Below are 17814 nucleotides of genomic sequence, written 5' to 3'. Positions count from 1 at the left end.
AACACAGCCGCGGAATGGGTACGGAAAAGGCCGCCAGGCTGCATTCCCCGGACGTCCGGGTGAGCCTGCCCGCCTAGCTCCTTGCGCGACCCTTGGATCCTGGGTATGGAGGCGGGCCCCGGGGGGTTGGGAGAGGCCCGCAATTTGCGGGCGAGCCCGTCGGGGCCCGGAGACACGCGTCACCTTGGCAAGCTCAAACTGGTTCCAGCCGAACGCCGCCCCCGGACGAGCGGGCAACGCGCCCGCGACGCCGGTCGAAGGTCAATCGCCGCCGTCCGGAGGGCAGGAGGCGCCGCCTTCTTCGCCGTTCGGCGGAGGGGCCTTCCAGTTCCTCATCCTGGCGCTGCCGCTGCTGCTCATCTTCGTGATGACGCGGAGCCAGAACAAGAAGCAGAAGCAGCTCGAGTCGAACCTCAAGGCGGGCGACCGGGTCGTCACGCAGTCCGGGCTCCTCGGCAGGATCGTCGACATCAGCCCGAACTCGCCCAGGGTGAAGCTGGAGATCGCCGCTGGCGTGAACGTGCAGGTCCTGAAGAGCGCGATCCAGGGCCCCGATCCGGGCGAGGTCGCGGCGGCGGACGCCAAGGTCGCCGACGCGGCGAAGGAAAAGAAGTCGTAGGCCGGCGCTCGGCCCAACAGGAAGCTTTTTTACCGCCCCCGCGGCGCCCCACTCCATGCTCCTAAACATCTTTCAGTACGGGTTCGCCGGCGTCGCCGGCCTGTGCGTCCTCGGCGCGTGGCTCAGCCGATCGAAGCGCAGCGTCTTCGCCTGGGCGGCGCTCTCCGCCGGCGCCGCCGCGATCGCGGCCCACTACCACGTGTTCTGGGCCCTCGCGACCTTCGGCCTGATGGTGCCGTGGGCGCTGTTCTGCACCGGGCCGTGGATCGATTTCGCGTGGCGGGCAAAGACGGGCTTCGTGCTGTTCCTGGCGCTCGGCTCGGCGCTCGCCATCTACCCGACCTACCACGACGAGCGGTACGGCCGCCCCGTCCACACCGGCCTCTCGTCGGAGGAGGTGGCGGAGCAGGAGACCCAGGCGAGGGCGGGCGAGCTCGGGTTCAGCCGCTTCCTGACGTCGAACATCCCGTTCCGCCTGGTGCGCGGGCTCGATCTGAAGGGCGGCCTCCGCCTCGTCTACACGGTCGACGTCGACGAGGCGATCAGCGACAAGCGGGATCGGTACTACGACGACCTGCGCGCGGCGCTCGCGAAGTCGTTCGGGTTCCACGAGGGCGACAAGCCGCCGACGATCGAGGAGATGCAGAAGCTCCAGACGAAGCTCCGCATCGAGAAGTCGCGCGAGCAGGCGGACACGATCGCGATCACGTTCAACGACCCGGCGGACTCCGAGAAGATCAACGACGAGTTCCTCGCGAAGTTCCTGCACGAGCTGCAGCTCGTGCGCTCGGCGGATCGCCGCGTGGCGAAGTTCCGGATCCGCGACGAGGTCTCGAGCACCATCCGCGACCGGGCGGTGTCGCAGGCCAAGGAGACGGTGCTCCGCCGCGTCGACGGGCTCGGCCTCAAGGAGGCGAGCGTCTCCACGCGCGACGAGGACGTCATCATCGAGGTCCCCGGCGACGACGAGAGCGCGTTCGCCACGATCCGGGAGATCATCAGCCAGACCGCGCGGCTCGAGTTCAAGATGGTCGACGACGACCACGACTTCTTCGAGCCGATCGCGAGGAGCGCCAAGGAGGAGGACCTCCCGAAGGGGCTGACGTTCTCGATCGAGAACGCGCCGGTCGGCCCCGGGAAGACGAAGCCGGTCCACTTCGCGCGGATGGTGCGCGCGGAGCACGAGGAGATGCGCGACACGCTGAAGCGGCTGCGCGAGTGGGTCGGGACGCTCCAGGTCCCGGCGGACAACGAGGTCGGCTACGGCAAGCTGTACGAGTTCAATGAGGAGAAGGACGCCATCGAGGAGATCGGCTGGCGGACGTACTTCCTCTTCAGCAAGGCCGAGATCACGGGCGACATGGTGCGCGACGCGCAGGCGCTCCCGGATCAGCGCGACGGCGGCCTCGGCGGCTGGTACGTGTCGATGGATTTCACCCCGACCGGCGCCGACCGGTTCGAGGACATCACCGGCAGGAACGTCAAGCGGCGGTTCGCCATCATCCTCGACGAGAAGGTCGAGAGCGCGCCGGTCATCCAGACGAAGATCGGCGGCGGCCGCGCGCAGATCACGATGGGCTCGCAGAACCCGGATCAGCAGCTCCAGGACGCGCGCAAGCTCGAGCTGGTGCTCCGGTCGGGCGCGCTGCCGGCCCCGATCTCGCCCTCGAACGAGCAGCGCATCGGCCCGTCGCTGGGCAAGGACGCGATCCAGCAGAGCATGAAGGGGGCCATCGCGAGCGGCGTGCTCGTCGTCGTGTTCATGGTGGTGATCTACAGCCGCGCCGGGCTCATCGCGGACATCGCCGTCATCTTCAACCTCATCCTGCAGGTCGCCGTCCTCGCGATGTTCGGGGCGTCGATGACGCTGCCCGGCATCGCCGGCCTGGTGCTCACGATGGGCATCGCGGTCGACGCCAACGTGCTGATCAACGAGCGCATCCGGGAGGAGCTCAGGGCCGGCAAGAGCCCGCGCGCCGCGGTCGACGTCGGCTACGACAAGGCGTTCAGCGCGATCCTCGACGGCCACGTGACCACGCTGCTCTCGGGGCTCATCCTCGCGCAGTACGGCACCGGCCCGATCAAGGGCTTCGCGATCACGCTGATCGTCGGCATCGCGATCAGCCTGTTCACCGGGGTCGTCTGCACCCGCCTGATGTTCGACTGGGCGGTCCGCGGCCGAAAGATCAAGACGCTCTCGCTCGGCTGAGAACGAGGGCGCGCGAGCGGCTCTCCGACCTTTGAGGGAGAACGCGCGAGCGGCTCTCCGATTGAGACACGACGATGGAACTCATCAAACCTGGCCGTCAGTTCGACTTCATGAGCAAGCGCTGGCTCTTCATCGGGCTCAGCGCGGTGCTGCTCATCCTGTCGATCATCTCGTTCTTCGTGCCGGGGCCTAAGCTCGGGACCGATTTCAAGGGAGGCACCGAGATCGAGGTCGCCTTCCGGGCTCCGGTCTCGAGCGCCGAGGTCCGCGAGGCCGTCACCAAGTCGGGCTTCGACTCCCCGGACATCGTGTCCGTCGCGGATCAGGCCAACCCGAACCGCTACCTCATCCGGGTCCACGAGGTCTCGACCCTGTCGGAGCAGCAGAAGGCCGCGGTGCGCGATCGGATGTGCCTGCCGCCGGAGAACGGCTCCGTCCCCGAGGACCGCTGCCCGCCCGCGGTGCGCGCCACCGAGGTCAAGTTCAGCCCCGGCGGCGACAAGATCTCCACGCGCTACGACGTCGCGCCCGATCTGGAGGGGATCAAGAAGCAGCTCGAGGGCATCGAGGGGGTCGAGCTCAGGGCCGGCGCGAACAACCCGCTCGTCGTGAGCGAGCGCGACCACAAGGTCGAGCTCCACCTGAAGTCGAAGGGCGACCAGCTGATGGATGGCCTCCGGGAGCACCTCGGGGCGGACAAGGTGCCCGAGCAGGCGCTCCGGGTGGAGTGGATCGGCCCGAAGGCCGGCGCGCAGCTGCGCGACGCGGCCATCAAGAGCGTCGCCATCACGATCTTCTTCATCATGGCGTACATCGCGTTCCGGTTCGACATCCGGTTCGCGCCCGGCGGCATCGTCGCGCTCGTGCACGACGTGGGCATCGCGCTCGGCGCGATGGTGATCACGCAGCGAGAGATCACCCTCTCCACGGTCGCCGCGCTGCTCACGATCGTCGGCTACTCGATCACGGACACGGTCGTCGTCTACGACCGGATACGCGAGAACCTGGGGAAGCACCGCGACATGAGCTTCGCCGCCGTCATCAACTTCTCGCTGTCCGAGATGCTCGGGCGAACGATCCTCGTGTCGATGACGACGCTGCTGTCGCTCGTCATGTTCCTCTTCTACGGCACGGGCGTCATCAAGGACTTCGCGTTCACGCTCGTGGTCGGGATCGCCGTCGGGACCTACTCGTCCATCTACGTCGCGGCGCCGCTCACCGAGTGGATCGACCGCCGGTTCTTCGGCTCGAACGCGGGCAAGCGTAGCAAGAAGGTCAGCCGCGTCCGCACGCAGAAGCGCGCCGACGCGGTCGTCTGAGCGCCTCGCCGTGGCCGCGCGTGGATGCGCGGCCTGAGCCGCCCCAGGCCATGGACGCATCCATCCCGCCGGTGTACCCGCTTCCGTGATGAGCATGGCCACCGAGGCGTGGAGGGAGCTCCCCGAGCGCGAGGCGCCGGCGTCGGCTTTGTCCGGCGCGCCGGGCGCCTCGCCCGTCGTGGATCCGGGCGAGGCGTCGGCCGAGGCGCTCGTGATGGCGCGCCAGCTCGGGCTGTCGATCACGGTAGCGGACATCCTGCACCGGGCCGGCTGGGCGCCTGACGAGGCGACCCGGCGCTTCCTCGACCCGCGGCTCTCGCACCTCACGTCGCCGGACGCGATGGCCGATCGCGAGGCGAGCGCGGAGCGGATCGCGCGCGCCGTGCGCGCCGGCGAGCGGATCGCCGTCTTCGGCGACTACGACTGCGACGGGATCACCGCGACCGCCATCATGACCGGCGGGCTGCGCGCCCTCTCGGGCCAGGTGGTGCCGCTCCTCGCGACGCGGGCCGAAGGCAGCTACGGGCTCTCGGCGCCCGCGCTCGAGCGCGTGATGCGCGCCGGTCCCACGCTGCTCATCACGTGCGACTGCGGCTCCAGCGATCACGAGCGGCTGGCCGCGGCCCGCGCGGCCGGCATCGACTGCGTCGTCATCGATCACCACCTCGTGCCGGCCGAGCCGCTCCCCGCGATCGCGTTCCTGAACCCGCACCGCGCCGATTGCGGCTTCCCGTACAAGGGGCTCGCCTCGTGCGGGCTCGCGCTCTCGCTCCTGGCCGCCGTGCGCAAGAAGCTCGGCTCGTCGCTCGATCTCCGCCCCTACCTCGACCTCGTGGCGATCGGCACGGTCGCCGACGTCGCTCCGCTGACCGGCGACAACCGCGCGCTCGTGCGGGCTGGCCTTGGCGTGCTCCAGACCGGGCCCCGTCCAGGGCTCCGCGCGCTCGCGGCGCTCGCCAACCTCGATCTCGGGCGCGGCGCGTCCGCCGAGGACGTCGCCTTCCGGATCGCGCCTCGCCTCAACGCGCCCGGTCGGCTCGGCGATCCCGACATCTCCCTGGAGCTCCTGCTCGCGCACGACGGCGTGACCGCCTCCGCGCTCGCCGCCACGGTGGAGCAGGCGCAGATGAAGCGGCGCGCGATCCAGGACGAGATGCTGACCTCCGCGCTCGCCGAGATCGAGCGCGCCGGGTTCGATCGGGATCCTGCGATCGTCATCGCGCGGCAGGGGTTCCACCCCGGCGTGGTCGGCATCGTCGCTGGCAGGATCACGGGTCGCTACGGCAAGCCGACGATCGTGATCGCGCTCGAGGGCGTGAAGGGGCGCGGCTCGGTGCGCGGTCCGGCGGGCGCGCGGCTCCACGACGCGCTCACCCGGTGCCGCGCCGAGCTCGTCGGCTTCGGAGGCCACCAGGCCGCGGCCGGCGTCGAGGTGCGCGCCGATCGCGTCGAGGCGCTCCGGGCGGCGTGGTGCGACGCCTTCCGCGAGCAGGACCTCCCGGCCGCCGCGGCGTCCGCGGCCGCCCACGTCCGGCTCGACGATCGCGACGATCCGGCGGCGGTGGCGCGTGATCTCGAGCGGCTCGAGCCGTGCGGCGAGGGCAACCGCCCGTCGTACGTCCTCGTGCCGGGCGCGGCCGTGCGCTCCGCGAGGAACCTGAAGGGCCACCTCAAGCTGGAGCTCACGTTCGCCCGCCGCGAGATCTCGTGCTTCGGGTTCGAGCTGGGCGAGCTCGCGCCGCGGTTCACCGGCGGGCGCGTCGACGTGGTGGGCCGCCTCCGGCGCGACGCCTGGCGCGGCGGGGACGCCGTAGAGATCAGGATCGAGCACGTCGCCGCGTCCGACTGAGCGCGGCGGGCGTCCGCGGCGTGCTAGCGTGATCGCGTGGCTGAGCCGCTGATCCGGTTCTCGCGTGTGCGCAAGGCCTTCGGTCCGAAGGTCATCTACCGCGACCTGAACCTCGACGTGTACCCGGGCGAGACGATCACCATCATGGGCGGCTCCGGCGTCGGCAAGAGCGTCATGCTCAAGCTGCTCATCCGTCTGCTCGACGCCGACGATGGATCTATCCAGTTTCACGGTGAGGAGATCACGCGCCTGAGCGAGTCGCGCATCGCCGGGGTGCGTCAGCGCATCGCGATGCTCTTCCAGGGCGGCGCCCTGTTCGACTCGGTCTCGGTGGGTGAGAACGTCGCTTACGGCCTGCACGAGCACTACCGCAAGGAGATGACCGAGGCGCAGATCGCGGATCGGGTCAACTGGGCGCTGTCGCTCGTCGGCCTGCCGGGCATCGAGCAGATGCGCCCGGGGGACCTGTCCGGCGGCATGAAGAAGCGCGTCGGCCTCGCGCGCGCCATCGCGGTGCAGCCGGAGGTGCTGCTCTACGACGAGCCGACGACCGGCCTCGATCCGATCAACACCGAGCGCATCAACCACCTCATCAAGGGGCTGAAGCAGGCGCTCAACGTGACGAGCATCGTGGTGACACACGACATGAAGAGCGCCTTCTCGATCTCGGATCGGATGGCGATGATCTTCCGCGGCGAGGTCATCGCTACCGGCACCCCGGACGAGTTCCGGGCGTCCACCGATCCGCATGTCGCCGATTTCATCACCGGGACCGCTCCGGTGAACGAGGACGTCCAGACGCTTCTCGGCGCGTGACGATCCCCTCGAGATCGCGCAAGATGCCCTTCTGCATGGGCAGAGCGCGCGATCTGAAGGTCGGACTCTTTGTGCTGGCGGGCCTCGTACTCTCCGCCGTAGTCATTTTCCTGATAGGTGACGAGCGGCGGCTCTTCGACTCCTCCGTCAGCTTCACGACGAACTTCGCCGATGTGCAGGGGCTGAAGCCGGGCGCGCCCATCCGCATGGGAGGCATCGACATCGGTCACGTCGCCGAGGTCGGTTACGGCCCTGATCCGAAGGACACCAAGATCTATGTGAAGCTCGAGATCGTCGAGAGCGAGGCGAGCCGGATCAAGACGGACAGCGTCGCCCAGATCGCGAACAAGGGCCTGCTCGGCGACAAGATGCTGGAGCTCACGAAGGGGCAGAGCCCGGATTCGGTGCCGCCTGGCGGGCAAATCCCCGGCGAGGTGCCGACCGACGTGATGGGCAAGGTCACCGGCATGGCCGAGAAGGCCGAGGCGACGCTCGACAACATCCAGAAGGTCTCGGAGAGCATCGCCGACGAGAAGCTGCACAGGGATCTCCGCGAGACGGTCGCCTCGGCGAACACGCTGATGAAGCAGGTGACCGAGGGGGAAGGCTACCCGCACCGCTTCCTGACCGATCCCGAGGAGGCCGAGCGCATCTCGCGCACCGTGCAGAGCCTCGACCGCCTCAGCACGGAGCTCGCGGGCGCGGTGCGCGAGGTGCGGGGGGTCGTGTCCCGGGTCAAGGAGGGGCCGGGGTTCGCGCACGACGTCATCTACGGCGACGGCCCGCAGAAGCAGGTTCAGCAGTTCGGGAACGCGGCGGACGAGGTCGCCATGACGCTGCGGGGCATCCGCGAGAGCGACAGCCTCGCGCACGACGCGCTCTACGGCGGCAAGGGCGACGGCGCCGAGGCGCTCGCCAACGTGACGGCGATGACCGGCGATCTGCGGGCGATCGTGCACGACATGAGGGCGGGCAAGGGGACCCTCGGCGCCCTGCTGGTCGATCCGTCGATCTACGAGGACATGAAGAGCCTCCTCGGCAACGTGCAGCGCAACGACGTGCTCCGCGCGCTCGTGCGCTACTCGATCAAGCAGGACGAGCAGAAGCCCGCGGTCCAGGTCGGCGGCGCCACGCCGTCGCCCTAGCGGCACATCCGAGCCGCCCGCGCAAGCGTCGGAGCGGCAGCGCCTTGCGTTATCTCGGTCCGCCCTTTATTTCTCAGTGTCTCGATGCCCACGAAGCTCGCTGACCGTCTGTCGGCCGTCGCGCCCAGTGCAACGCTCGCCATGGCGGCGAGGGCGGCGCGCCTCCGCGCCGACGGGCACAGGGTCTACTCCTTCGGCGTGGGCGAGCCTGACTTCGACACGCCCGAGCACATTCGCATCGCGGCGAAGGCGGCGCTGGACGCCGGCGCCACACACTACACGGCCGTGTCCGGCATCTCCGAGCTGAAGTCGGCGATCTGCGCCGCGACCGAGCAGCACCGCGGCTGGCGGCCGCTGCCGAGCCAGGTCACCGTGAGCTGCGGCGCGAAGCACGCGTTGTTCAACCTCGCGACCGCGCTCTTCGAGCCGGGAGACGAGGTCGTCATCCCGGCGCCTTACTGGGTGAGCTACCCGGAGCAGGTGCGCCTCGTCGGCGCCACGCCGGTCATCGCCAGCACGACCGAGGAGATGGGCTTCCGCCTCACGGCGGACGCGCTCCAGGCTGCGCTCTCTCCGCGGGTGAAGGCGATCATCCTGTGCACGCCCTCCAACCCGACCGGCTCGGCGTATGCGGAGGAGCACCTGCTCCCGCTGCTGGGCGTGCTGCGGCGCCACGACTGCTGGATCATCGTCGATGAGATCTATGCCGATCTCACCTACGACGGGTTCCGGCACGTGTCGCTCCCCGCGCTCGCGGAGGACCTCGCGCCCCGGGTGATCGTCGTCGACGGGGTCAGCAAGACCTTCGCCATGACGGGCTGGCGGATCGGCTGGAGCATCGCCCCGACCGAGGTCGCGAGGGCGCTCGACGTGGTCCAGGGTCAGAGCACCACGAACGCGGCGGCCGTTTCCCAGGCGGCCGCTGTCGCCGCCCTGAACGGGCCCCGCGACGCGGTGTTCGCGATGCGTGCCGCGTTCGCCCGGCGGCGCGCGCTGATGGTCGAGGGGCTCAACGCCGTACCCGGGGTGCGCTGCAGGATGCCGGAGGGCGCGTTCTACGCCTTCGCCGACGTGCGCGGGCTCTGCGGGCGCGCTTTCCAGGGGACGACGCTCGCGAGCGACGAGGACGTGGCGACGTGGATGCTCGAGCAGGCGCACGTGGCCGCGGTCGCCGGCACCCCCTTCGGCGCGCCTGGGTACCTTCGATTTTCGTACGCCTGCGACGAGGATCACATCGAAGCAGGCCTCGCCGCGCTCCGGCGCGCCGTCGCGACGCTCGACTGACCGCGCGCGTCCGATGCGCGAGTCGCTCTGCGCCGGTCTGCGCCGGTGCCCACGCGCGCTCGAAGGGCAGCGGCGCCCGTCCCCGCTCGCTCGACCGCGACGCCGCGCGGACGCAGCAGCCCGCCTGGCTCCACGCCCCGGTCGCTGATGGCTGGCGCGCAATCGGCGCGCGCGGGCCCCGCGGCCGGCTCGCTGACCGCGGTCGCCAACGCGCCTTCACCGGCGACCCGCCAGTTCCGGGCCTGCCCCATGGGCCGCCGGCTACGGGGCTGCCCCACGGGCCGCCGGCTCCGGGGCTGCCCGAGCGCCGCAAAGAACTTCGACATCGCCAGCGAGTTCTTCTTGTCGAACGCCGATGGTTGGGTTAAAAGCGCCACGTCTTTCCGAAACGGCCGGGTGACAACCGGCTGGCATCGGGCGCATAACTCAGCGGTAGAGTGCGTCCTTCACACGGACGAAGTCGCAGGTTCAAGTCCTGCTGCGCCCACCCCGATTCGCTCCCCTTGTGAGCTGGTTCCACGCGCCGCTCTGTCTGCGTGGCCGTGCCGCTCCCATCAGGTGTTGAGCGGCTCCTTCGGAGCATCGAGCCGCCAAGCGGCCGTGACAAGGCATTCCCTTCGTGCCGGCAGCTTTGCGGGGGTGGCGGGCGCGGGGCCGCTCGGCGCCGTCACGTTGACGCGTGAAGCCGGCGAAGCGAGGGGCACAAGGAGCGCAGGCCGCTCCGGGGTTGGCGAGGTGAAGGCGTCAGCGAGCGGCGCTCGCTGCGGGCGGCGCAGCGGCCGCTTTGTCGTTCCTGCGCTTCTCGATGGCGCTGGCCGTCGCGCGAAGCTCCTTCTGGAGGGGGCCGCACCTGAGGCACTTGCGCGTCCGATGGCCCCGGCAGGGCTGGGGGGTGCCCAGCGCCTTGATGTAATGGAGCGCGCGGATATCGCCCTCCTCGCGCACCCTGGCGAGCATCGCCTTGGTGGGGCAGTCCGTGAGGCGGCGCAGATCGTCGGCCACGAGCAGCGCCGGCGACGCGAGCTGCCGCACGCTGCTCTCGATCAGCCGTGTGCTCGCGTGGTCCCTGGGCCAATCGCCGAATTTCGGCGCGGTCACCACCTCATAGAGCAGGTCGGGACCGCGGCTTCCCATGTGCTTGGCCATCAGATCGAACGCCGTGAGGGCGAGGTCCGGGGTGCCGTTCGCTGCCCTCAGGATGATCTGCTTGAGCTCGTCGTTCCCGGCCTCCTCGGGAGCGAGCTCGAACAGCCGCTGCGCCGTGAGCAACGCGGCCGCCATCGCCTTCTCGCGCGCCTGCGCGACCGCGAGCGCCCGGAGGACCGCGGGATCTTCCGGATACCGCTGCGCGAGCGAGCCGAGCGCCGCGCTCCCCGCGGCCTGGGCGCTCTCGAGCTCCGCGGCCTGAGCGCGGGCAGGCGGCGCCTTCGCCGGGGCCTCGGGCTCCGCGGGCGCGAGCGCCGGCGCCGGCTCGGGGGCCGGCGCGCTGCTGCTCTCGCGGACGCTGCTGCTGGGTGCAGCGGCCGGCGAAGGGGCCGGCGAGGCACCGGCGTCCCGCTCGAGCGCCGTCACGACCGTCGGGTCGCGCAGCGCTACCGCGCCGCAGACGAGCCCGGTCGCGGCCAGCAGGCCCAGCGCGGCCAGCGTGGCAGCCGTCTTCGGGCGGCCCAGCCCTGATTCACCGACGTGACTCACCGAGCCGCTCATCGCAGCTGCCTCTCCCGCGGAGGACCCGCGGCCTGGTCATCAACCGTAGGGATCGTCGTTCTTCGGCGGCTTCGGCGCGGCCGGCCTGGGCCTGGGGGCCGCCGGCTTGGGCGCCGCGGGCGCCGCCGTCGCCGTGGGGGCCGCGGGCTCTGGCGTCGGGGCGGGCGCCGCAGGCTCCGCCGTCGCCTTGGGCGCCGGAGGCTCCGCCGTCGCCGGGGCCGCGGGCTCCGCCGTCGCCTTGGGCGCCGCAGGCTCCGCCGTCGCCCCGACGGGCGCGGTGGCGTTCGCCGCCGGCGCCGCCGGCGGTTCGGCGGTCGTCGTGGGCGCCGCCGTCCCGGTGGGCGGAGCCTTGTCCGTCGCTGCGGGCACGGCCTCCGTCGGCTGAGGCTTCTCCGCCGGAGCCGCAGGCTTCTCCGCCGGAGCGGCAGGCTTCGCCGCGGGCTGCTCCGGCGCGGCCGGCGGGGTCGCAGGGGGCTTGTCGCTCTGCCCGAAGACGAGCCAGAGCGCGCCGCAGAGCGCCGCCGCGACCAGCAGGATCGTGAGCAGCCGCCCGGTGCCGCTGCTCTCCTCTTCCTGTGCGAGCGGAGCCTGGGGCGCGGGCTTGGCCGTGGCCGCCTTGTCTTCCTTCGGCCTGGCGGACGTCGGCTTCGCCTTTGCCTGATCGTCCGGCGCCTTTGCTTCCTGGCGCGCAGCCTTGCCGTGCAGATCGTCTGCCGGCGCCCTGTCCGCGACCTCGGCCGGCTTCCTGGCCGCGGCCGCCTTCGCTGGTCTCGCCTCGGCCGCGGGCGCGTCCTCCCGCGCTTCCCGCTCGTTCACCAGCTGAGCGACCGCAGGGACCGGTATGGCCGCCGGCTCGGCCAGCGGCCTGACATGCTCCTCTTTCGGCGCCGGAGCGGGCTCGGCTTTCTTCGGCGGGGCGGCGATGAGCGGCTCCTTGGACGGGCCGATCTCGTCCAGCGAGCCGCCGGCATCGGCGAGCGCTTGCTTCAGCAGCTCGGCCGCCTGCTTCATCATCGTCCGCTCGTCGGGCGGCGGCATCTCCTTCTCGGGGTTCGTCTGCGGGAAGAAGCTGCCGCCCTCCGCGGCGTCGGCCTTCTTCGCCTCGCCCTTGCCCGCGTCGCCCTTCGCCCCGATCGAGCCGAGCCCCAGCATCGTCGACGCCCGCTTCACCTGCGCCTGCGCTGCCTTGGCGGGCGCGGGCTCGGCCTGCGGTGCGCTCGCGGTCGCCGACGGGGCCGTGATCTCCTGCACGTCGTCGCCCAGATCCGCGCGGTCGGTGATGCCGGCCTCGAACGCCGACCCGGCGCCAGCCTGCGCGTCGACGAGCCGGGTGATCACAGCCTTGGATTTCTCATCGATCTTGATGAACTTCACGCCCATGCCCGCCGGGTGCGCGTCGCTCCCCTGCGCGGGCTCGCGCTTCCACACGACGCGGCCGACGCCGGCGATCACGGCTTGCTCGTCCTGCAGACGGATCTCGAACTTGAGCAGCGTGCCAGCGGGGAAGGGCGACGGCGTCTTGATGAAGATGCCGCCACGGCTCACGTCATGCGAGTGGTGCTCGATGAACTCGTCGACCGTGGCGCTCTTGTAGCGGACGGTCATCTGCAGCACTCTCGCTCGCGGATCTTTGCGTGTGTCCTGGGCCATCAGGGTAGAACTCCCGTCTACTTCGCGACTCGCTCCAGCGGATGTGGTCCGCATGTTACCCAAGGTTCGCCGCGAAGCCCAAAGGCTAACACGTGACGGTCGCTTTACCGAACGCAGCCATGGGCGACCGGGCGAGCATGCTGTTCGCGCGGCGCGCGTCACCGCGCCCGAGCCCGCGCCCCTGCGCCGCAGGGCATGGCGAACCGAGCGTGTGCGCGCGTCTCTCGTGATATGTTCGCGTCGACTGGAGAATGCGCCAGGATGGCTGTCCGGGACCACTTTCGCGTTCACGCGAGGCGACGCGTCGATCTTGGGGCGACGTTGCGCGATCGGCAGTCGGTCGAGGAGCACGGCGTTCGCATCCGCGATCTGGGGCTGGGCGGCGCCGGCATCGAGCTGTCCGAGGCCCAGCTCGCGTCGGAGCTCCTGGATCCCGAGGCGTCGGTGACGCTCGAGGTCACCGCCCCGAACCTGTGGGATCCGCTGAGCCTCCGCGGTCGTATCGCCTGGATCCGCCGCGGCGCGGCGGGCCGGCCGGCGCGTGCGGGGGTTCGCTTCGAGCACCACGACGCCGGGTCGCTCTACGGCCTCTACCAGCTGCTCGGCACCGAACACTTCGACCTCTAGCGCGGGGGGGCGCCCGCTTCGGATACGGACCCATCTCGGCGCTTTCGGTGCTCGGCGTACGTGAGTACGCCTGCGCGCCGAAAACGCCGATCTGGGCCCGTCTCCTGTGCGGGCGACCCCCCGCGCAGCGGCTGGAACGGGGGAACGGGGGCGGAGGGGCTCGGCCTGCGTGAATACGTCTGCGCGCCGAAATGCCGAGATGGGCCCGTCTCCTGTACGGGCGGCCCCCCCGCGCTGCGGCGGCCGGGAGGGGGAGGGGAGGGGCTCGGGTGTGCGGGAGACGGAGCTAGAAGGCGAACACGGGGCTGACGGTGGGGGCCAGGACGAGGCCGAGCGTTGGCCACATCAGCATCACCTTCATCTCGGCGGACACACCGAAGTTCTGGGTGATGCCATAGACCACACCGGCGCCTAGCGCCGAGAAGTTCCGCCCGGTGATCTGGTAGGCATCGAGATTCTCGACGTAGCGGGTGTTCGCCGGACACCTGTTGCTGCTGCTGGTGCTCAGAGGATCCCCTTCCTCGGTGCGGCGATCGCACACATCCACAGGCACCGAGGCGTTCACCTGGGCCAGCCCGATGGGCGAGACGAAGGCGTAGGGGCGGAACCCGCCCTTCTCGACAATCCGATCCCCCAGGAGGAAATACGTGGCGCGGAGCTCCGCATGGAGCGGCAGGAAGCTGAGCGCCTGGAGATGCGGGTTCTGCAGCTCATTGCCCGCCCCGTCCGACCACGGGTTCGGCCCGTTCTTGGAAGACGGCGAGCCGCCGAACGCGAATCCGACCCGTACGCCGAGGAGCAGCGACAGATCCGAGAACAGCTGCCGATCGTACGACAGCATCACCCGCCATCCAGCGAGGCTCAGGCCGCCCTTGACCCCGTTCGTCCCTTCGAGATCCGCGGGCTCGCCGTAGAACTGCCGACCGTCGCCGCCCGGATAGAAGCAGGCGTAGGCGGCGTCGCTGCCCGAGCAGACGTAATCCGTGCCGCGCACCAGGAGCAGGTCGAGCTGGCCGGAGACGCCGACCACGTTGCGGTTGCCCTTGCTCTTGCCCTTCGACGCCCCGCCCCCCTCGTCGCTCCCCTGCTCGCAGGTCCCGTTCACGCAGGCGAGCCCCGACTGGCACTCCTCGGTCGCGTCGCAGGCCGCGCCCCAGGTCTTGTCCCCGCGCTTGCCGCCGGCCTCGGGGCAGCCAGGCAGGCCTGGCGGGCAATCCTCCTTCGCGGCGCACCGCTTCGGCGGCTCCTGGCCAGGCAGCGACGGCTCGTGCTCGATCTCGTTCTTGATCGGCACCCGGTGAGGGGCCTGCATCGAGCCGGCGGTGCCCACCGGATCGCCCGCCTCGTCCCTCAGGATGACGAAATACCGGAGTTCGCCGGTCGTCGTGACATCCTCGCAGGGGATCTCCACGCCGAAGCCGCTCTCGAGACGCCTCATCTCGAGCGACTTCCACTTGGGCGAGCCGAACGGCTTGTAGCGGACCGTCGCCTTGGACGCGTCGATCTCGTCCGGGATCTCGACATACACGGGCACCGGCGTGTTCACCGCCTGCTCCGCCACCGGCGTGTGGGGAACGTCGCCCGCCGCGGCCTTCGTGGCCTTGCCGCCGCCGTCGCCCGACGCCTTCCCGGCCTTCCCGGCGGCCTGCGCCTCCTTCTGCGCCTCCTTGAACGCCTGGGCCAGCTCGGTCGTCGTCAGCGCGTCGATGAGCGCCGCCTTCGGATCGGCCTGGAGCGCAAGCACGAACTCGGCCTTGGCCTGTTCGAGCTTGTTGCCGCCGCCGTACACCGTGCCGAGCGCGATGTGCAGCTTGCCGACCACGGACTTCGAGCAGGCGTTCTTGTCGCACTTCTTCAGCGCGTCTTTGAGCTTCTTCTCCGCCTTGTCGAACTCGACAGAGAGGTAGTCATCGTCCATCGCCTGGTTGTGCAGCTTCATCGCCTCCGCGTCCTTTTCGCCGGCGGCGACGGCGACCGCCGGCGCGCCGAGGATCCACAGCGAAGTCAGTGCAGACGCGAGGCGAGCGCGGCGTGAACGACGGAAAAACACGGGTTCTGACCTCCAGGGTGTGCTGGGGAGGGGCTCTTGCTTTCAGGATGAGGGGGCCGGGTCCGGCCCCCTGGACTGCGCGGTCGAGAGCGACCGGACCCCGACACGCCAGGCGGTGCCCCCGTGACGGCTGGACTACTGCGCGCCCTCCGTGCGGACGAACTGCACGCGCCGGTTCAGGGCGCGGTTCTGGTCGGACGTGTTCGGCACGATCGGCTGCTCCATGCCGTACCCCTTCGATGTCAGCCGGGCCTCGTCGATGCCCTTGGCCACCAGGTACTTCTTCACCGAGGCCGCACGCCGATCCGACAGCTTCTTGTTGTAGGCCGCGGCGCCCTTGTTGTCCGTGTGCCCCTGGATCTCGATCTTGATCTTCGGGTTCTGCTGGAGGACCTCCACCACGGCGTCGAGGATCGGGAAGCTCTCGGGCCGGATCTTGTCCTTGTCGAACTCGAAGTGGATCTGCTGCGTGATCTTGATCTCCTTCTCGGTGACGATGACAAGGCTCGGCTTCTTCGGGCAGCCCGGCTTGTCGCCGCCGACCACGCCCGGCTCGTTCGGGCACTGGTCCTCGAGATCGACCACGGTGTCCTGGTCGTTGTCCGGCTCGGGGCAGCCGTCGGCGTCCTCGTAGCCGTCCGGATCCTCCGGATCGTTCGCGCAGTTCTTGCCCGTGCTGTCCTTGTCGTTCGCGTCGAGGATCGTGTCGAGGTCGTTGTCGACCTCGGGGCAGCCGTCCTCGTCGAGGTAGCCGTCCTTGTCCTCGGGCAGGAGCACGCAGCTGTCCTTGCTGTCCGTCAGGCCGTCGCCGTCCGTGTCCGGATCGTCCGGGCAGCCGTCATCGTCCTGGAAGCCGTTCCAGGTCTCGGCGTCGCACGGGCACTTCTTGTCGTCCGGATCGAGCAGCCCGTCGCCGTCGCAGTCTCCGGGCTTGGGCGGCGGCGCCTCCTCGACGAACCCGCGCTCGGCGCACTTCTGCGGCGGCGAGAGGTCGTACGCGGCGTGCGTGTTCGCCTTCGCGATGTCGAGGTGCTCCTTGGCCCGGACGAAGAAGCCCTGATCGAGCTCGACCGAGGCGAACGACAGGTGCGACTTCGCCATCGCCAGCTCGCGCGGCGCGCAGCGGAGCGCGCCGTTGCGCTCCGCCTGCTTCGCGATGGTGGTCAGCGCCTCGATGTCGCCGCGCATGACCGGCACCTGCGTGCACGAGAAGGCGGCCCCGGCGATCGCCACGAGAGCGACGGCGCCTGCGCGACGGGCGCGGCGGGAACTGCGGCGCGTCATTCCAATGCTCATCGACCCGCGCCCTCGTGCGCCTGTTTCGCTAGGGTGATCGCCTTGTCCGCGTACTCCTCTGCGACGTCGGCGAAGTCGATCGCGTCGCCGTAGTCGGCGGCCGCGGCCTCCTCCCGAGCCTTCCAGAGGTGCTCGCGCGCGGTGTAGTACTCGTACGGCGCATACTTCTCTGCGCCGAGCGCCTCGGCCGTCTCGAGCTTGCTCGAGGCCGAGTTCGCGGTGAACGCGTAGAGGGTACCGCCGCAGCCGCCCGTGAGGGCCGCCGCGAGCACCATGCCCGCGCCTGAAATCCAAGTCCCGAATCGCCGCCCGTGCGTCGTCACGATCGCGTTCTTTCTGGAGCGGGCACCTAAGACCGTCTGCCCGGCCGTCGCGACGCTATCAAGGCCGCTCGGCGCACGTCAACCGGCTCGGGGAAGGGAAGTGTGAGGTCAGAGCTTCCGGTAGACGCCGACGACCACGCCCAGGAGCATCGCGGGCTTGAAGTCGCTCGCCCGGACCAGGATCGGGGCCATCGCCGCGTTCGCCGGCTGGAAGCGCACGTAGTCCTTCTCGGGGAAGAAGTACTTCACGGTCGCCTCGTCGCCGATCAGCGCCACCACGATGTCGCCGCGCTGCGCGGTGAGCTGCCGGCGCACGAAGATGTAGTCGCCGCTGAAGATGCCCGCCTCGATCATCGAGTCGCCGGTGACGCGCAGGCCGAACACCTCGCGCCCGCCGCGCACGAGCGTGCGCTCGATCCGGACCGTATCGAGGACGTGCTCCTCGGCGAGGATGGGCAGGCCCGCGGCGATCCGGCCGACGACCGCGATCTCGACGAGGTCGTCCTCCTGGTCGTTCGCGGGGGCGTCGTTCCCGCCGTTCACGAGCGCGCCGCGGAGATCGGCGCCGCCGCCGGAGCCGGCGCCGTCGAGATCCCGCGGCCGGAGCGCGCGCGACTTCATGTCCTCGCGCGTGAGGTAGCCCTTGCGCTCGAGCGCCCGGAGGTGATCGTTCACCCCGTTCGTCGAGCGAATCCCCATATGCGCGCCGATCTCGCGCAGCGTCGGCGGGTACCCGCGCTCGCTGATCGACTGCCGGATATAGTGAAGCACCTGCTGTTGTCGCTCGGTGAGCCCCTGCATCGGGCGGAACCTACTGAACGGTTGGGTAGATGTCAAAAAAGTGTGGAGCCCTCTCGCCAGGGGCTCGATTTTGCTGCGAATTTCTGGAAGCCAGCGGCGCTCGTCCGCCCGTCCGTCCG

14 protein-coding genes and 1 tRNA gene are annotated in these 17814 nt (G+C 70.2%); 9 read left to right on the top strand and 6 right to left on the bottom strand.

Annotation, left to right across the window (positions count from 1 at the left end; all coding sequences use genetic code 11):
• Nucleotides 1-184 precede the first annotated feature (184 nt).
• The 8 genes from yajC (at nucleotide 185) to WMF14_RS25130 (ending at nucleotide 9728) form a co-directional block, all read left to right on the top strand.
• Nucleotides 185-619: a preprotein translocase subunit YajC gene (yajC, locus tag WMF14_RS25165; protein ID WP_272093401.1), complete on the top strand. Its 435-nt coding sequence runs from the start codon at nucleotides 185-187 to the stop codon at nucleotides 617-619.
• A 55-nt stretch (nucleotides 620-674) separates the two neighbouring features.
• The gene (gene secD, locus WMF14_RS25160) at nucleotides 675-2828 is read left to right on the top strand and encodes a protein translocase subunit SecD (RefSeq protein ID WP_437790104.1); all 2154 of its coding nucleotides are present in this window, start codon (nucleotides 675-677) and stop codon (nucleotides 2826-2828) included.
• Between the two features lie 74 nt (nucleotides 2829-2902).
• On the top strand, nucleotides 2903-4147 hold the full coding sequence (gene secF / locus WMF14_RS25155) for a protein translocase subunit SecF (protein ID WP_437790102.1): 1245 nt from the start codon (nucleotides 2903-2905) through the stop codon (nucleotides 4145-4147).
• 88 nt (nucleotides 4148-4235) lie between these two features.
• Entirely contained in the window at nucleotides 4236-5996 is a 1761-nt protein-coding gene (gene recJ / locus WMF14_RS25150) for a single-stranded-DNA-specific exonuclease RecJ (protein ID WP_437790100.1), read from the top strand.
• A gap of 36 nt (nucleotides 5997-6032) precedes the next feature.
• The gene (locus WMF14_RS25145; protein WP_272093397.1) at nucleotides 6033-6812 is read left to right on the top strand and encodes an ABC transporter ATP-binding protein; all 780 of its coding nucleotides are present in this window, start codon (nucleotides 6033-6035) and stop codon (nucleotides 6810-6812) included.
• Nucleotides 6813-6847: 35 nt separating this feature from the next.
• Complete coding sequence (locus WMF14_RS25140) at nucleotides 6848-7957, top strand: MlaD family protein (protein WP_272093396.1); 1110 nt, start codon at nucleotides 6848-6850, stop codon at nucleotides 7955-7957.
• A gap of 84 nt (nucleotides 7958-8041) precedes the next feature.
• Nucleotides 8042-9241 carry a pyridoxal phosphate-dependent aminotransferase gene (locus WMF14_RS25135; RefSeq protein WP_437790098.1) on the top strand — a complete coding sequence of 400 codons (1200 nt, stop codon included), beginning with the start codon at nucleotides 8042-8044 and terminating at the stop codon, nucleotides 9239-9241.
• Between the two features lie 415 nt (nucleotides 9242-9656).
• Nucleotides 9657-9728 (top strand) — tRNA-Val (locus tag WMF14_RS25130).
• A gap of 257 nt (nucleotides 9729-9985) precedes the next feature.
• On the opposite strand, the gene WMF14_RS25125 is transcribed toward WMF14_RS25130, so the two are convergent.
• Both WMF14_RS25125 and WMF14_RS25120 read right to left on the bottom strand, forming a co-directional pair.
• Entirely contained in the window at nucleotides 9986-10936 is a 951-nt protein-coding gene (locus tag WMF14_RS25125) for a hypothetical protein (protein WP_437790096.1), read from the bottom strand.
• A gap of 51 nt (nucleotides 10937-10987) precedes the next feature.
• Entirely contained in the window at nucleotides 10988-12598 is a 1611-nt protein-coding gene (locus WMF14_RS25120) for a TIGR02266 family protein (protein ID WP_437790094.1), read from the bottom strand.
• A gap of 261 nt (nucleotides 12599-12859) precedes the next feature.
• Here WMF14_RS25120 and WMF14_RS25115 point away from each other — a divergent pair, with 261 nt between their 5' ends.
• The gene (locus WMF14_RS25115; protein ID WP_437322524.1) at nucleotides 12860-13225 is read left to right on the top strand and encodes a PilZ domain-containing protein; all 366 of its coding nucleotides are present in this window, start codon (nucleotides 12860-12862) and stop codon (nucleotides 13223-13225) included.
• Between the two features lie 286 nt (nucleotides 13226-13511).
• On the opposite strand, the gene WMF14_RS25110 is transcribed toward WMF14_RS25115, so the two are convergent.
• From WMF14_RS25110 to lexA, 4 genes are all read right to left on the bottom strand, one after another.
• The gene (locus WMF14_RS25110) at nucleotides 13512-15164 is read right to left on the bottom strand and encodes a hypothetical protein (RefSeq protein ID WP_437790092.1); all 1653 of its coding nucleotides are present in this window, start codon (nucleotides 15162-15164) and stop codon (nucleotides 13512-13514) included.
• Between the two features lie 246 nt (nucleotides 15165-15410).
• Nucleotides 15411-16559, bottom strand: coding sequence for an OmpA family protein (locus WMF14_RS25105; RefSeq protein ID WP_272093390.1), 1149 nt, complete (start codon nucleotides 16557-16559; stop codon nucleotides 15411-15413).
• Between the two features lie 8 nt (nucleotides 16560-16567).
• A complete protein-coding gene (locus WMF14_RS25100) occupies nucleotides 16568-16894 on the bottom strand; it encodes a DUF4398 domain-containing protein (protein WP_012237102.1) in 327 nt (108 codons plus the stop codon).
• A gap of 108 nt (nucleotides 16895-17002) precedes the next feature.
• Nucleotides 17003-17695 (bottom strand): transcriptional repressor LexA, encoded by a 693-nt coding sequence (lexA, locus tag WMF14_RS25095; RefSeq protein WP_272093389.1) that lies wholly within the window; start codon nucleotides 17693-17695, stop codon nucleotides 17003-17005.
• Between the last annotated feature and the right edge of the window lie 119 nt (nucleotides 17696-17814).

Origin of the sequence: Sorangium sp. So ce693, assembly GCF_051521375.1 — a bacterium.
Taxonomy (GTDB): Bacteria; Myxococcota_A; Polyangia; order Polyangiales; family Polyangiaceae; genus Sorangium; species Sorangium atrum.
Note: the sequence above shows the minus strand (reverse complement) of the source record. Positions and strands in the feature narration are given on the sequence as shown.

What these genes read in the sequence shown, in the direction of transcription:
- WMF14_RS25115 (WP_437322524.1), top strand. Translation starts at nt 12,860, where the DNA reads ATGGCTGTCCGGGACCACTTTCGCGTTCACGCGAGGCGACGCGTCGAT.
- WMF14_RS25110 (WP_437790092.1), bottom strand. Translation starts at nt 15,164, where the DNA reads ATGAAGCTGCACAACCAGGCGATGGACGATGACTACCTCTCTGTCGAG.
- WMF14_RS25140 (WP_272093396.1), top strand. Translation starts at nt 6,848, where the DNA reads ATGGGCAGAGCGCGCGATCTGAAGGTCGGACTCTTTGTGCTGGCGGGC.
- secD (WP_437790104.1), top strand. Translation starts at nt 675, where the DNA reads ATGCTCCTAAACATCTTTCAGTACGGGTTCGCCGGCGTCGCCGGCCTG.
- secF (WP_437790102.1), top strand. Translation starts at nt 2,903, where the DNA reads ATGGAACTCATCAAACCTGGCCGTCAGTTCGACTTCATGAGCAAGCGC.
- WMF14_RS25105 (WP_272093390.1), bottom strand. Translation starts at nt 16,559, where the DNA reads ATGACGCGCCGCAGTTCCCGCCGCGCCCGTCGCGCAGGCGCCGTCGCT.
- WMF14_RS25135 (WP_437790098.1), top strand. Translation starts at nt 8,042, where the DNA reads ATGCCCACGAAGCTCGCTGACCGTCTGTCGGCCGTCGCGCCCAGTGCA.
- recJ (WP_437790100.1), top strand. Translation starts at nt 4,236, where the DNA reads ATGAGCATGGCCACCGAGGCGTGGAGGGAGCTCCCCGAGCGCGAGGCG.
- WMF14_RS25120 (WP_437790094.1), bottom strand. Translation starts at nt 12,598, where the DNA reads ATGGCCCAGGACACACGCAAAGATCCGCGAGCGAGAGTGCTGCAGATG.
- lexA (WP_272093389.1), bottom strand. Translation starts at nt 17,695, where the DNA reads ATGCAGGGGCTCACCGAGCGACAACAGCAGGTGCTTCACTATATCCGG.